We start from the raw sequence: 13189 nt of genomic DNA, 5'->3' as shown, positions 1-13189 counted from the left end.
GGGCGCGGGCTCAGGCCGGGTTGTCGATGTCGATGTGGGTGTGGCGCAGCCCGTGAAGTGCGGCGACATGCGCCGCCAGCGCCTGGGCGCCGTAGCGCTCGGTGGCGTGGTGGCCGCAGGCCACGAAGGCCACGCCGGTCTCGCGCGCCAGATGGGCCTGCGGCTCGGAGATCTCGCCGGTCAGGAACAGATCGGCACCGGCGGCAATCGCCGGCTCGAACCAGCCTTGGGCGCCACCGGTGCACCAGGCCACCCGCCGGACCGGGCGGCCGTCGCCCGGGACCAGGACCGGCGTGCGTTGCAGGCGCTGGCCGATGTCGGCCGCAAGGGCCTCGGCCGCTCGGGGCGCGTCGTCACCGGGTGTGCCGATCCAGCCCAGGTCCTTGTCGCCGAAACGGCCATCGGCCGACCAGCCCAGCACCCGTCCCAGCTGCGCGTTGTTGCCCAGTTCGGGGTGGGCATCGAGCGGCAGGTGGTAAGCATAGAGGTTGATGTCGCGGGCCAGCAGCGCGGCCAGCCGGCGCTTCATCCAGCCGGTCACGCGGCCGTCCTGGCCACGCCAGAACAGGCCGTGGTGGACGACGATCGCATCGGCCCCCGCCTCGACGGCAGCCTCGATCAATGCGAGGCTGGCGGTCACGCCGCTGACCAGGTGACGGACCTCCGCGCGGCCCTCGACCTGCAGACCGTTCGGACCATAATCTGCCACGCGGTCCGACTGCAGCAGCGTGCCGAACACCTCGGCAAGTTCATCGCGACCGATCACCACATCCGTTCTCCATGTTGATGCGCAGGCTCTGGCTGACATTCTCCCAGGCGGTCACGGTGGCCGTCGCCGTCGTCTTCGTGCTGGCCACCTTCAAGCCGGACTGGTTGCCAGGCGGCCAGGCGCCGGGCTTGTCGCCGGGTCTGCCAACGACCGAGGCGACGCGACCGGTCCCGCCCTCGTCGGTGACACCCGACGTGTTGCCGACCACGACGGCCATTGCGGCCAGTCAGGGCGCGACCAGCTTGGCGCAAGCCGCACGCAGGGCCGCTCCGTCGGTCGTCAGCGTCGTCACCACGGGCACCGCGCAGTCGCAGGCCGAGGCCTCGGGCCCGCAGGGCACGGAGCCCTGGTTCCGGCGCTTCTTCGGCGAAGGCAATGGCAACCCGCCGGTGCCGTCCACCGGCATGGGCTCGGCGGTGATCGTGTCGGCAGATGGTTATCTGCTGACCAACAACCACGTCATCGAAGGCGCCGAGCGCATCGAGGTCGTGCTCAATGATGGCCGGCGCCTGTTGGCCCGCACGGTTGGAGCCGATCCGGAGAGCGACCTTGCGGTGCTCAAGGTCGATGCCCAGGGCCTGCCGATGGTGACCTTCGGCCAGTCCGATGCGCTGCAGGTCGGCGATCTGGTGCTGGCCATCGGCAACCCCTTCAACGTTGGCCAGACGGTGACCTCGGGCATCGTCAGCGCGCTCGGGCGTTCGGGTCTGGGGCTCAACACCTTCGAGAGCTTCATCCAGACCGATGCGGCCATCAACCCGGGCAACTCGGGCGGTGCGCTGGTCGATGCCGAAGGCCGCCTGCTGGGCATCAACACGGCGATCTACTCGCGTTCGGGCGGCAGCATGGGCATCGGCTTCGCGATCCCGGTGGTCACCGCGCGTCAGGTCATGGACGGCCTGATCCGCAATGGCGTCGTCACCCGGGGCTGGATCGGCGTGCAGCCGCGCGACCTGACGCCCGAACTGGCGCAGTCCATCCAGATCGCCGAGGACACCCGCGGCGTGCTGATCGTCGGCGTGCTCGACGATGGTCCGGCCAGCGTGGCGGGCGTGCGCCCCGGCGACGTCGTGCAGCAGGTTGCCGGCCATGCCGTGAACAGCACGGCCCAGCTGCTCAACGAGGTGGCGGCCCTGCCGCCGCAAAGCCGCGCCAATCTGCGGCTGCTGCGCGCGGGTCGGGCGATCGACGTGCAGGTCAAGGTGGCGCAACGGCCGCGTCAGCGACCGCAGGCCGAACAGAAGTGACGCGTCAGGTCGACGCGCCGTCGGCCTCTTCGGGCGCCTTGGTGTGTTTGATGAAGAACTGGGCGGCGTGGATGCCGACCTCGTAGAGCAAGCCCATCGGCACCAGCAGCGCGATCATCGACACCGCATCGGGCGGCGTCACCAGGCCCGCCACGGCAGCGGCGGCGACCCAGAAGTAGCGCCGGAAGCTGCGCAGCTGCTCGATGGTCACGACGCCCAGGCGGGCCAGGATCACCACCGCCACAGGCACCTCGAAGGCCACGCCGAAGGCCAGGAACATCGTGATGACGAAGTCCAGGTAGGCCTCGATGTCGGGGCTGACCGCCACCGACGTCGGCGCCATCGACTGGATCGCGGGGAAGGCTTGCCCGAACACGAAGAAGTAGCAGAACGCCACGCCGGTGTAGAACAGCAGCGTGCTGGTCACCACCAGCGGCAGCACCAGGCGTTGCTCGTGCTTGTAGAGACCGGGCGCGACAAAGGCCCAGACTTGGTAGAGCACCCAGGGCAGAGCCGCCCCGAAGGCCGCCAGCGCGGTCACCTTGATGGGGATCAGGAAGGGCGAGACAACGCCCACCGCGATCATCTTGGAGCCCTGCGGCAGGGCGGCGACCAGCGGATGCGCCAGCAGGTCGTAGAGCTGCGAAGGGCCGGGGTAGAGCGCCAGCAGCGCGAAGATCGCGCCGATGCCGTAGACGGCCTTGAGCAGGCGGTCGCGCAGCTCGATCAGGTGGCTGACGAAAGGCTGCTCGCTGCCGGCCAGTTCGTCTTGGGGGTTGGGGGTCGGGCTCACGGGCGGCGGGCGATCTGGAGGAGGGGAGCGCAACCACCGCCGACGTGGCGGGATCGCGGGACGGGGCTCAGCCGAGCCGGCGTGGCGTGTGGCGCTGCACCCGTGCGGCACCCGACTGCACGTGGCGTCGCACGCCCTCGCGCTGCTTGTACCACTGCGGCATGGCGCCCTTCTTGACGCGCCACTTCTTGCCAGGGTGGCGGTACTCGGGCGGCGGCGGCTCCCAGCCGGTGCCGTTCAGGTAAGGGTCGATCGACGAGGACGATGAGCCAGACGATGAACCGTCATCGACGCTGCCGTCCAGGCCCGTGCCGATCTGGTTCATGCTGTCGTTGACGCTGCGGTCGATGTCGCGTGCCGCGTCATCGAACTGCGCCTTCATCTTGTTGATCTCTTCGATCTCGATCGAGCGGTTGACCTCGGCCTTGACGTCCGAGACGTAGCGCTGGGCCCGGCCGAGCAGCGTGCCGGCCATGCGGGCGACCTTGGGCAGGCGCTCCGGGCCGATCACGACCAGCGCGATGCCGCCGATGATCAGCAGCTTGGTGACACCAATGTCGAGCATGGATCAGGCGATGCGGCACGACCGCGCCATGTCGGTCACGGGGACCGACCGGCTGCGGCCGTCGAGGAAGGGGATGCGGCGCGGCTGCGCGGCAGGACTCACTTGACCTTGGCTTCGACGTCGACGGTCTGGCCGTCGGCGGCGCGCTTGGCAGCGGCTTCGGCCGTCACCTGGGCGGTCGGTGCGGCGGCGGCGGCATCGGCGGCGGCCTTGTCGCCGTCCTTCATGCCGTCCTTGAAGCCCTTGACCGCGCCGCCGATGTCGGAGCCGATGTTCTTGAGCTTCTTGGTGCCGAAGATCAACACGATGATGACGAGGAAGATGATCAGGTGGGTGGTCGACAGGCCCATGATGTGGCTCCGGTGGGTCAGTTCAGTTCAAAAAGATTCTAGACGGGGGCTTGTGTGGCCCCCGTGTCAGAGGCAATCCCGGCGCAGGGGTTCAACCGTGTTTCCACGGGCGCGGGCCACCCATCACGTGCAGGTGCAGGTGGTGGATCTCCTGCCCGCCGTCGTGACCGGTGTTGATGACGACGCGAAAGCCGTTGCTCGCCCCCTGTTCAAGCGCCAGCTTCGGCGCCAGCGCGAGCATGCGGCCCAGCAGCGGGGCGTGGCTCGCATCGGCATCGGCCAGGCTCGCGATGTGCGCCTTGGGGATGACCAGCAGGTGCACCGGCGCGGCGGGATGGATGTCCTTGAAGGCGAGCAACTCGTCGTCTTCGTACACCTTGGCTGCAGGAATCTGGCCGGCGGCGATCTTGCAGAACAGGCAGTTCGGGTCGTGGCTCATCGCGGGTGGGTCTGGCGGGAGGGATCGGAAGGTTCAGGACGGCTTGCGCTGGGCAAATTCCTGCAGGCCGGACAGGCCTTCGCGGCGGCGCAGCTCGGCCAGCACGTCGTCCGGGCCGAGGCCGAACTGCGACAGCACGATCAGGCTGTGGAACCACAGGTCGGCGGCCTCGTAGACGATCTGCTCGCGGTCACCATCCTTGGCGGCGATGACCAGCTCGGTGGCTTCCTCGCCGACCTTCTTGAGCATGCTGTCCAGGCCCTTGTGGACCAGCTTGGCGACGTAGCTCTTGCTCGGATCGGCGGCGCGGCGCTCGGCGATCACGGCGGCGAGGGCGCGCAGGGTGTCGCTGCTGTCGCTGCTGTCGGGAGCCGATGGATTCGAAGGGTTCGTCATGCGCGGTAGATCGTGGCCGGGTCCTTCAGGACCGGTTCGACGCTGACCCACTGGTCGCCGTCGAGGCGCTGGAAGAAGCAGGAGTGGCGGCCGGTGTGGCAGGCGATGCCGGGCTCGTGGCCGAGCTGCTCGACGCGCAGCAGCACGACGTCGTTGTCGCAGTCCAGGCGGATCTCGTGGACCTTCTGCACATGGCCCGATTCCTCGCCCTTGTGCCAGAGCCGGTTGCGCGAGCGGCTGAAGTAGACCGCCACGCCGCGTTCGGCGGTCAGGGCCAGGGCTTCGCGGTTCATCCACGCGAACATCAGCACGTCGTTGCTGTGCCATTCCTGGGCAATCACGGGCACCAGGCCGTCGGCGGTCCAGGTGATGTTGTCGAGCCATTGCATGGGTTCAGTGTAGCAATCGACCTGTGACGCAAGTCTCGTGCGCGGGCATCGACAATGGCCGCGAACCTGCCGTGCTGACACGCCTGCCCATGCCTCCGAACACCAACCGTTGCGACCTTCCCTTGCTCGTCTCGATGGGCGATCCCTGCGGCATCGGGCCCGAGACGATCGTCGCGGCGGCGTGGCGCGGCGAATTGCATGACGCCGTCGTCGTGGGGGATGTGGCCGTGCTGCGGCGCGCGGCCGGCTTCGTGCGGCGTGCGCAGCACCCGGACGCACGCGACGACGGTCCGCGCCTGCCCCTCGTGCAGGTGGGTTCGCTGGCCGATGTCCACGCGTTGCCGCCGGGTGCGCTGGCGGTCTGGCCGCTGCAGGGCCTGTCGTCCGACCTGTTGGCGCTGACCGTCGGCGAGGTCCATGCCGATGCGGGCCGGGCGGCGGCGGCGGCCGTGCGCCAGGCCGCAGCGGCGATCCAGGCCGGGCAGGGCGCGGCACTGGTGACGGCGCCCCTGCACAAGGAAGCGCTGGCCGCTGCGGGCGAGCACCACCCGGGTCACACCGAGCTGCTGGCCGAGCTGGCCGGCGCGCCGGGCCAGCCGGCCGACGTGCGCATGATGCTGGCCAATGAACACCTCAAGACTGTGCTGGTGACGGTGCATTGCGCCTTGCGCGAGGCCATCGACCGCGTCACGTTCCAGGCGGTGCTCGACACCTTGCGGATCGCCCATCGCAGCGCGGCGGCCTGGGGTCAGGCCAGGCCGCGCATCGCGGTGGCGGGCCTCAACCCGCATGCGGGCGAGGGCGGGCTTTTCGGCCGCGAGGAGATCGAGACCATCGCGCCGGCCATCGCCGCCGCGCGGGCCGAAGGCATCGATGCCAGCGGGCCCCATGCGCCCGACACCGTCTTCATGCGGGCCCGCCAGGGCGAGTTTGATCTGGTGCTGGCGATGTACCACGACCAGGGCCTGATCCCCGTGAAGTACCTCGGTCTGGACGAGGGCGTCAATGTCACGCTGGGCCTGCCCTTCGTGCGCACCAGCCCGGACCACGGCACCGCCTTCGACATCGCCGGACGCGGCATCGCCGACCCGGCCAGCCTGGTCGCCGCGCTGCGCATGGCGCGGCGGCTGATCGGCCGCGCGCCGCGTCAGACGGCGTAGGACAGGGCCACGCCCGCGAACACCGCGAAGCCGAGCCAGTGGTTGGCGCGGAAGGCGCGGAAGCAGCCGTCACGGCTGCGCGCCCGGATCAAGCCGAAGTGCCAGACCGCCTGCCCGCCGGCCACCGCCAGCCCGGCCAGGTAGACCGCGCCGAGTCCCTGCGACAGGCCCATCCAGCCCCAGCTCAGCAGGTGCACGGCATAGAAGGCCATCACGCCGACCACGTCGAAGCGGCCCAGCGTGATCGCCGAGGTCTGGATGCCGATGCGCAGGTCGTCGTCGCGGTCGACCATGGCGTATTCGGTGTCGTAGGCCAGCACCCAGAACAGGTTGCCCAGCAGCAGGCCCCAGGCCAGCAGCGGGACCTCGCCGCGCACGGCGGCAAAGGCCATCGGGATGCCGAAGCTGAAGGCCACGCCGAGGACGGCCTGCGGCATCGCGACATGGCGCTTGGCGTAGGGATAGATCAGCGCGACGGCCAGCGCCGCGAAGGACCAGGCGATGGTGGCCGCGTTGGTTGTCAGCACCAGGCCGAAGGCCAGCAGTGCCAGCACCGCGCCGACGGCCAAGGCCTCGCGCACCGACAGCGCGCCGCGTGTGACCGGACGCTGCGCCGTGCGCTTGACGTGGCGGTCGAACTCGCGGTCGGCCACGTCGTTGACGCAGCAGCCAGCGCTGCGCATCAGGATGGTCCCGAGCGTGAACACCGCCAGCAGGTGCCAGCCGGGGAAGCCGCCCGCCGCCAGCCACAGCGCGGCCAGCGTCGGCCACAGCAGCAGCAGCCAGCCGGCCGGGCGGTTCCAGCGGATCAGGTCAAGGTAGAGGGCAAGGCGGGAACTGGGCGGTGCGGCGAGGTCCATGGCGAGAAATTATCGGCCGGCCGGTGTGGCCAGCTTCAGCGGCTGGCCTCAGCAGCCTGCTCGCACGCCATGACGGCCGTCGACTCAGCCCAGTGACATCGGCGACGTCACCAGGCCGACCCCGGCAGCCGTGGCCGGCATGGCCGGTCCCCGTCTTGACGGGGTGGCCGGGCTGGGCAGGCTTTCGTCCCAGGGAATCGGCATGACGTCGGTCACGCCGGGCTGGAAACCGGTCGGCACGTCAGGCCGCTGTTCTCGCCAGTTGCGCAGGAAGGCGCGGATGTCTTCGGCGGGCATGGGCCGTGCGGCCAGGAAGCCCTGGATCTGGTCACAGCCTTCGCCGTCGAGCACCAGCACCTGGGCCGGTTCCTCGACGCCTTCGGCCACCGTCGTCATGCGCAGCGACTTGGCCAGCGCGACGATGTTGCGCACGATCGCGCGGGCGTCGCGGCTGACCAGCAGCTCGCGCACGAAGGCGCGGTCGATCTTGAGCGTGTCGAAGGGGAAGCGGCGCAGGTAGGCCAGCGACGAATAACCGGTGCCGAAGTCGTCCAGCGCGATGCGCACGCCCAGGTCGTGCAGCGCGCGCAGCTGGCGCACGGTGGTCCTGTTCTCCTGGATGAAGACCGATTCGGTGATCTCCAGCTCCAGGCGCTGTGCCTGCAGGCCACTGCTGGTGAGTGCGGCCTGCACCAGTCCGACGATGTTCTGCGCCATCAGCTGGACCGGCGACAGGTTGACCGCCAGCGTCAGCTCGGCGGGCCAGCGCGTGGCGCAGCGGCAGGCCTCGTTCAAGGCCCACTCGCCCAGCGACGGGATCAGGCCGCAGTCCTCGGCGATCGGGATGAACTCGCCCGGCGGGATGTTGCCGTGCTCGGGATGACGCCAGCGCATCAGGGCCTCGAACCCGGTCACCCGCCAGCTGCTCAGGTCGATCTTTGGCTGGAAGGCGAGCGAGAGCTGACCTTGGTCGATCGCGTCGCGCAGGTCCCGCTCCATGATCTGGCGCCGGCGCACCTGTTCGCCCAGACGCTGCACGTAGAAGCGCGCGGAGCCGGGCGCATTCGCCTTGGCGTCGTAGAGCGCCAGGTCGGCGTTCTGCAGGAGTTCGTCGACGACCAGGCCATCGGCCGGGAAGCGCGAGATGCCGATGCTCATGCGCACCGGCACCTGGGTGGACTGGGCCTGGACGGGCTCGGCCAGGCCGTCGAGCAGTCGCTGTGCCACGGCCATGATCGGCGCTTCGTCGACCAGGCCTTCCAGCAGCACCGCAAACTCATCGCCACCCAGGCGCGCCACGACCGCGTCTCGCGGCAGGCTGCGGCGCAGCCGTTGGCCGACCTCGGCCAGCAGCGCATCGCCGGCCGGGTGGCCATGGGTGTCGTTGATGACCTTGAAGTTGTCCAGGTCCATGCACAGGACCGCGCCGCCACCGGCACCACTGCCACGGGCGCCACCCGGCCGCAAACGCTGGATGGCGCCTTCGAGCAGGACGCGGAAGTGGGCCCGGTTGGTCAGGCCTGTCAGGGTGTCGAAATGGGCCAGCCAGGACAGCCGGCGATCGGCCAATCGGGCCTGGGTGACGTCGCGGGCGACGCCGCGCCAGCCGAGTGTCGAGCCGTCCTCGTCGGTCAGCGGCTTGGCCGTCAGCGACCACCAGCAGGACTGGCCGCGGACCTGCAGCGGCACCAGGAGGTCGCGGAACGGGCGGCCCTCGGTGAGGCATTGCTGCAGCAGCCCGCGCGATTCCCGTTCGCCGTCCGGCAGGTCGCGCTGGAGCTGCTGGATCACGCCCAGCAGCGGGCGGCGGTTCAGTTCCGACAGAGGCAGGCCGAGCGCGCCCGCCAGGCGTCGCGTAACCCGCTGCAGCCGGCCGCTGGCGTCGATCTCCCAGAGCACGTCGGCGCCCTGGTCCTCGAAGTCGCGCAGCAGCAGGCTGATCAGCTGGCCCTGTTGTTCGGCCAGGTGCTCGGCGCGCACGCGCGCCTGCAGGCTCGACGCGGTCCAGCGCACCGTGCTGGCCAGCACGGCGATGCAACCCACCCACAGCAACAGGCCGATGCCGTCGAAGGCGCCGGGATAGAGCCCCTGCATCACCAGCAGCGCCGCGCTCAGGCCACCCAGGAAGGCCCAGGCGGCCACCGGCACGCTGGCCAGCGTGACCGCGCCGATGGCGCACAGGCCGATCAGTCCGGCCGTCACCAGGCTGCGGTCGCCGCCGGACTGCACCAGCATCCAGCCGGGCATCAGGCCCCACACCAGGCCGTAGAGGCCGGCGCCGACGCTCAGCCGACGCAGCACATCCGCGCCGACGCGGCGACGGGGTTCACGGCGGCCGCGCCACCAGAACTGCGCCAAGGCCAGCTCCATGGCCGTCACCAGCAGGGCCCACAGCCAGACGCTCGGCTCGATCGCTGCCCGTGGCCCGAAGGCCGCCAGCAGCAGCGTGATCACCAGGCTGGCGCCAACGGCGGTCGGCAGATGGCGCTGCAGGGCGTCGAACTGGCGCTGGCGCAGCAGTTCGGCGCTGGCGCGCTGTTCGCTTTCTGCCCGTGCCGAGCGCACCGGACGGACCTCAGCCCTGCGCTGCGGTCGACGACGCTCGCCCGTGCCGCCCGGGCGCGTGACGGCATCGGCGGCGGGGCTGGAACTCTTGCGGGACGGGGTCTTGGTCTCTGGCATGGCGGGCTCGACGCCGCCCAGGAGGTGGAACGGCCGATTCCGCAGTTTCGGCCGCGCCGTCCGGCACTTGAGCCCGCCGCCCGACGCCGGGGCGCCAGGCGTGAGCCTTGCCTCAGTCCGTCAGCCGCTTGGCACCCGCCAGCTCGCAGGCATAGATCGCGTTGCGCAGGGCCGCGATCGCCTCATAGCGGGTGAAGGTGCGGCGCCAGGCCAGCACGACCCTGCGGGTCGGCACCGGATCGCTGAACGGCACGTAATGGATCAGGGGCGGGCTGTCGGAGTGGCCGCTGCGCGGGATCGACAGGCGCGGCACCACGGTGATGCCCATGCCCGAGGCGACCATGTGCTTGATGGTCTCCAGCGACGAGCCCTCGAAGCTCTTGCGGATGCCTTCGGCGTCGCTGGCGAAGCGGGCGAACTCGGGGCAGACCTCCAGCACATGGTCGCGAAAGCAGTGGCCGGTGCCCAGCAGCAGCATGGTCTCCTGCTTGAGCTCGGTCGAGCTGATCGCGCTGCGGGAGGCCAGCGGGTGCTTCTCGGGCATGGCGATGACGAAGGGCTCGTCGTAGAGCGGCGCGATCGCCAGGCCGGTGTCGGGGAAGGGCTCCGCGAGGATGGCGCAGTCCAGCTCGCCGGTGCGCAGCATCTCCAGCAGGCGCACGGTGAAGTTTTCCTGCAGCATCAGCGGCATCTGCGGCACCCGCTCGATGGCCTTGCGCACCAGGTCAGGCAGCAGGTAGGGACCGATGGTGTAGATCACGCCCAGCCGCAGCGGGCCGGCCAGCGGGTCCTTGCCGCGCCGGGCGATCTCCTTGATCGAGGCGGCGTTCTCCAGCGTGGCCTGCGCTTGTCGCACGATCTCCTCGCCCAGCGGCGTCACGCTGACCTCGCTGCCGCCGCGTTCGAACAGCTTGACCTCAAGCTCCTCTTCCAGCTTCTTGATCGCCACCGACAGCGTCGGCTGCGAGACGAAGCAGGCCTCGGCGGCGCGGCCGAAATGGCGCTCGCGGGCCACGGCGACGATGTAGCGCAGTTCGGTCAGGGTCATCTCGTGCGTGCCGGTCGTGGGAGGGGGCGAAGAGCGGATGCATGGCCGGGCCCGATCCGATTCGTGGCGTTGATTGTGCTGAAAATCGGCGCCAGGGGGATGCCGTCCAGCCTGCTTCGACCGCCGCCCGGACACCCGGATCAACCCTGCTCCGGCGTCGCAAGGCAAGCCTCAGTGTGGTGCCTAGGCATCGCCCGTCGGCGGCCCGGACCGGGCCGGACGTGACGACCGGTGGGGCCTTCCTATAATTGCGGGTTGGTATCAATGACCGGCATCAAGCACACCCCATGAAGAATTTGCTCTCTGCGCACGCTGTCCTTCGGGCGGTGACTTTCGCGACGCTGACCTTGGTCGGCGGTGTCTCGACCGCCCAGGCCCAGGACGTCAAGGGTGATGTGGCCGCCGGCCAGACCAAGGCTGCCATGTGCATCGGCTGCCACGGCATCCCGGGCTACCGCGCCAGCTTCCCCGAGGTCTACCAGGTGCCGATGATTTCCGGCCAGACCCCCGGCTACATCGTCTCGGCCCTGAACGCCTACCAGAAGGGCGATCGCAAGCACCCCACGATGCGCGGCATCGCCGGCTCGCTGACCGAACAGGACAAGGCCGATCTGGCCGCCTTCTACGCCTCGCACGGGGAAGGCGCTGCGGTGGCGGCTGCGGCCCAGCCCTCGGGCGCGGTTGCCGAATTGCTGACCAAGGGCGCTTGCGCCGGTTGCCACGGCGACAACTACAACAAGCCGGCCGATCCGAACTCGATCCCGAAGCTGGCAGGCCAGCCCGCCGACTACCTGTACGCCGCGCTGCGGTCCTACAAGATCGAGGGCAATGCCAACGTCGGTCGCGCCAACGCGATCATGGGTGGCCAGGTCAAGCAGTTCAAGGACACCGAACTGAAGGCCATCGCCAAGTACCTGTCGTCGCTGCCGGCCGAACTGTCGGTCAAGCCCAACGCCAAGTTCCGCTGAACGCGCGACCAGCGCGCCTGAACAAGCCCGGCACCGTCCGGGCTTTTTCACGCCTGAGGGGCGGACATATTCGGCATCCGTCCCACCGGCCGTGCTGGAAACGCTCAGGTCGGCGTCGACGCGGTCGATACTGGACGAAGTGCTTGCCCGGCACCGCCGTCCACCGTCCGCCACCGCCTCCCCGATGCTCAAGCGCATTTCCGTCGACCAGCTCCGGCTGGGCATGTTCCTGCATGAGCTGTGCGGCTCGTGGATGGACCATCCCTTCTGGCGCAAGAAGTTCCTGCTGCAGGACCCCGAGGACCTGCGCCGTGTGCGCGAATGTGGCATCGGCGAGGTCTGGATCGACATCTCGCGCGGCCACGACGTCGAGGGCGGGCTGACCGAGGACGAGGTCGCCGTGCAGGTCGAGCGTGAACTGGAGGAGGTCGCCGAGGCCCCCACCCGCCTGCCGCCGACCGCGCCGAGACCTGCGGTTGCCGCGACCGAATCCCTGACGCCCTGCCGCGCCGCCGACGAATATGGCCGCGCCGCCCGCATCGTCGATCTGGCCAAGCAGCAGGTCGAGAGCCTCTACGCCGACGCCCGCATGGGCCGCGTGCTGCAGGTCGACGGCTGCATGCCGCTGGTCGACGACATCATCGGCTCGGTCACCCGCAACCACGCGGCACTGACCAGCCTGGTCCGCCTGAAGACGCAGGACGAATACACCTACCTGCACTCGGTCGCCGTCTGCACATTGATGGTGGCGTTGGCGCGCACGCTCAAGCTGAGCGATGACGAGGTCCGCGTGGCCGGCCTCGCGGGCCTGCTGCACGACATGGGCAAGGCGCGCATCCCGCTGGCCATCCTCAACAAGAACGGCCGCCTGAGCGACGACGAATTCCGCATCATGAAGATGCACCCGGTCTGGGGCCACGAGATGCTGGTCGCCGCCGGCTCGGCGCCGGCCATGGCGCTGGACGTCTGCCTGCACCACCACGAGAAGGTCGACGGCGCGGGCTACCCCAAGGGGCTCAAGGCGAACCAGATCAGCCTGCATGCCCGCATGGGCGCGGTCTGCGACGTCTATGACGCCGTCACCTCGGTGCGTCCCTACAAGGGCGCCTGGGACCCGGGCGAGGCGGTGCGCCAGATGGCGCAGTGGAAGGGCCATTTCGACCCGGCCATCTTCCAGGCCTTCGTCAAGACGGTGGGCATCTACCCGATCGGCACGGTGGTGAAGCTCGAATCGGGCCGCATCGGCGTGGTGCTGGAGGCCAACGAGGCCTCGCTGCTGATGCCGCGCGTCAAGGTGTTCTTCTCCAGCAAGTCGGACCTGCCGATCACGCCCGAGACCATCGACCTGGCCCGTGGCACGGACCGCATCACCGGCGTCGAGCCGGCCGAGCGCTGGAAGGCCGAGATGCTGGCCGACCTGTGGCTGGACGGGGCCCTGCCGCGCCGCTAAAGCGCTGTTTTCACGGCGCTTTTCGCGCTCAAGTTTTCCCGCGCGCTGAGAACAATCGGCCGGTACCCGGAGT

The 13189-nt window shown here is 69.7% G+C and carries 14 protein-coding genes; 4 read left to right on the top strand and 10 right to left on the bottom strand.

The window, feature by feature from the left end; translation table 11 throughout:
- Window positions 1-10: 10 nt before the first annotated feature.
- The gene (locus tag EV685_RS03415; protein WP_130480547.1) at window positions 11-808 is read right to left on the bottom strand and encodes a Nif3-like dinuclear metal center hexameric protein; all 798 of its coding nucleotides are present in this window, start codon (window positions 806-808) and stop codon (window positions 11-13) included.
- Between EV685_RS03415 and EV685_RS03410 the strand changes: the two genes are divergently transcribed.
- A complete protein-coding gene (locus EV685_RS03410) occupies window positions 787-2016 on the top strand; it encodes a trypsin-like peptidase domain-containing protein (RefSeq protein WP_130480964.1) in 1230 nt (409 codons plus the stop codon). The genes EV685_RS03415 and EV685_RS03410 overlap by 22 nt on opposite strands.
- Window positions 2017-2020: 4 nt before the next feature.
- Here the strand turns inward: EV685_RS03410 and tatC are convergent, their stop codons facing one another.
- The 6 genes from tatC to hisI all read right to left on the bottom strand — a co-directional run bounded on the left by tatC (window position 2021) and on the right by hisI (window position 4948).
- Window positions 2021-2809, bottom strand: coding sequence for a twin-arginine translocase subunit TatC (gene tatC / locus EV685_RS03405; RefSeq protein ID WP_130480546.1), 789 nt, complete (start codon window positions 2807-2809; stop codon window positions 2021-2023).
- 67 nt (window positions 2810-2876) lie between these two features.
- Window positions 2877-3374: a Sec-independent protein translocase protein TatB gene (gene tatB, locus EV685_RS03400; protein WP_130480545.1), complete on the bottom strand. Its 498-nt coding sequence runs from the start codon at window positions 3372-3374 to the stop codon at window positions 2877-2879.
- Between the two features lie 98 nt (window positions 3375-3472).
- A complete protein-coding gene (gene tatA / locus EV685_RS03395) occupies window positions 3473-3724 on the bottom strand; it encodes a Sec-independent protein translocase subunit TatA (protein ID WP_130480544.1) in 252 nt (83 codons plus the stop codon).
- Between the two features lie 91 nt (window positions 3725-3815).
- Window positions 3816-4163: a histidine triad nucleotide-binding protein gene (locus EV685_RS03390; protein ID WP_130480543.1), complete on the bottom strand. Its 348-nt coding sequence runs from the start codon at window positions 4161-4163 to the stop codon at window positions 3816-3818.
- 33 nt (window positions 4164-4196) lie between these two features.
- Complete coding sequence (locus EV685_RS03385) at window positions 4197-4559, bottom strand: phosphoribosyl-ATP diphosphatase (RefSeq protein ID WP_130480542.1); 363 nt, start codon at window positions 4557-4559, stop codon at window positions 4197-4199.
- Window positions 4556-4948 carry a phosphoribosyl-AMP cyclohydrolase gene (hisI, locus tag EV685_RS03380; protein ID WP_130480541.1) on the bottom strand — a complete coding sequence of 131 codons (393 nt, stop codon included), beginning with the start codon at window positions 4946-4948 and terminating at the stop codon, window positions 4556-4558. Before hisI ends, EV685_RS03385 begins: the two co-directional genes overlap by 4 nt.
- Before the next feature lie 89 nt (window positions 4949-5037).
- Between hisI and pdxA the strand changes: the two genes are divergently transcribed.
- Window positions 5038-6108: a 4-hydroxythreonine-4-phosphate dehydrogenase PdxA gene (gene pdxA / locus EV685_RS03375; protein ID WP_242615393.1), complete on the top strand. Its 1071-nt coding sequence runs from the start codon at window positions 5038-5040 to the stop codon at window positions 6106-6108.
- Here the strand turns inward: pdxA and ubiA are convergent.
- The 3 genes from ubiA to EV685_RS03360 form a co-directional block, all read right to left on the bottom strand.
- Window positions 6096-6968, bottom strand: a complete 873-nt coding sequence (gene ubiA / locus EV685_RS03370) for a 4-hydroxybenzoate octaprenyltransferase (RefSeq protein WP_130480540.1) — start codon at window positions 6966-6968, stop codon at window positions 6096-6098. The two genes, pdxA and ubiA, sit on opposite strands and share 13 nt — an antisense overlap.
- 84 nt (window positions 6969-7052) lie before the next feature.
- Window positions 7053-9650 (bottom strand): putative bifunctional diguanylate cyclase/phosphodiesterase, encoded by a 2598-nt coding sequence (locus tag EV685_RS03365; protein ID WP_130480539.1) that lies wholly within the window; start codon window positions 9648-9650, stop codon window positions 7053-7055.
- 112 nt (window positions 9651-9762) lie between these two features.
- The gene (locus EV685_RS03360; RefSeq protein WP_130480538.1) at window positions 9763-10698 is read right to left on the bottom strand and encodes a LysR substrate-binding domain-containing protein; all 936 of its coding nucleotides are present in this window, start codon (window positions 10696-10698) and stop codon (window positions 9763-9765) included.
- A 287-nt stretch (window positions 10699-10985) separates the two neighbouring features.
- On the opposite strand from EV685_RS03360, the gene EV685_RS03355 reads away from it, so the two are divergent.
- Together EV685_RS03355 and EV685_RS03350 are read left to right on the top strand one after the other, a co-directional pair.
- Complete coding sequence (locus EV685_RS03355) at window positions 10986-11666, top strand: c-type cytochrome (protein ID WP_130480537.1); 681 nt, start codon at window positions 10986-10988, stop codon at window positions 11664-11666.
- Between the two features lie 184 nt (window positions 11667-11850).
- Window positions 11851-13116 carry an HD-GYP domain-containing protein gene (locus tag EV685_RS03350; protein ID WP_130480536.1) on the top strand — a complete coding sequence of 422 codons (1266 nt, stop codon included), beginning with the start codon at window positions 11851-11853 and terminating at the stop codon, window positions 13114-13116.
- Window positions 13117-13189: the final 73 nt, after the last annotated feature.

Origin of the sequence: Sphaerotilus mobilis (genome assembly GCF_004216565.1) — a bacterium.
In the GTDB taxonomy this organism is placed as follows: domain Bacteria; phylum Pseudomonadota; class Gammaproteobacteria; order Burkholderiales; family Burkholderiaceae_C; genus Sphaerotilus; species Sphaerotilus mobilis.
Note: the sequence above shows the minus strand (reverse complement) of the source record. Positions and strands in the feature narration are given on the sequence as shown.

What these genes read in the sequence shown, in the direction of transcription:
- hisI (WP_130480541.1), bottom strand. Translation starts at nt 4,948, where the DNA reads ATGCAATGGCTCGACAACATCACCTGGACCGCCGACGGCCTGGTGCCC.
- ubiA (WP_130480540.1), bottom strand. Translation starts at nt 6,968, where the DNA reads ATGGACCTCGCCGCACCGCCCAGTTCCCGCCTTGCCCTCTACCTTGAC.
- EV685_RS03360 (WP_130480538.1), bottom strand. Translation starts at nt 10,698, where the DNA reads ATGACCCTGACCGAACTGCGCTACATCGTCGCCGTGGCCCGCGAGCGC.
- EV685_RS03415 (WP_130480547.1), bottom strand. Translation starts at nt 808, where the DNA reads ATGTCAGCCAGAGCCTGCGCATCAACATGGAGAACGGATGTGGTGATC.
- EV685_RS03350 (WP_130480536.1), top strand. Translation starts at nt 11,851, where the DNA reads ATGCTCAAGCGCATTTCCGTCGACCAGCTCCGGCTGGGCATGTTCCTG.
- pdxA (WP_242615393.1), top strand. Translation starts at nt 5,038, where the DNA reads ATGCCTCCGAACACCAACCGTTGCGACCTTCCCTTGCTCGTCTCGATG.
- EV685_RS03355 (WP_130480537.1), top strand. Translation starts at nt 10,986, where the DNA reads ATGAAGAATTTGCTCTCTGCGCACGCTGTCCTTCGGGCGGTGACTTTC.
- tatA (WP_130480544.1), bottom strand. Translation starts at nt 3,724, where the DNA reads ATGGGCCTGTCGACCACCCACCTGATCATCTTCCTCGTCATCATCGTG.
- EV685_RS03365 (WP_130480539.1), bottom strand. Translation starts at nt 9,650, where the DNA reads ATGCCAGAGACCAAGACCCCGTCCCGCAAGAGTTCCAGCCCCGCCGCC.
- tatB (WP_130480545.1), bottom strand. Translation starts at nt 3,374, where the DNA reads ATGCTCGACATTGGTGTCACCAAGCTGCTGATCATCGGCGGCATCGCG.
- EV685_RS03410 (WP_130480964.1), top strand. Translation starts at nt 787, where the DNA reads ATGCGCAGGCTCTGGCTGACATTCTCCCAGGCGGTCACGGTGGCCGTC.
- EV685_RS03385 (WP_130480542.1), bottom strand. Translation starts at nt 4,559, where the DNA reads ATGACGAACCCTTCGAATCCATCGGCTCCCGACAGCAGCGACAGCAGC.
- EV685_RS03390 (WP_130480543.1), bottom strand. Translation starts at nt 4,163, where the DNA reads ATGAGCCACGACCCGAACTGCCTGTTCTGCAAGATCGCCGCCGGCCAG.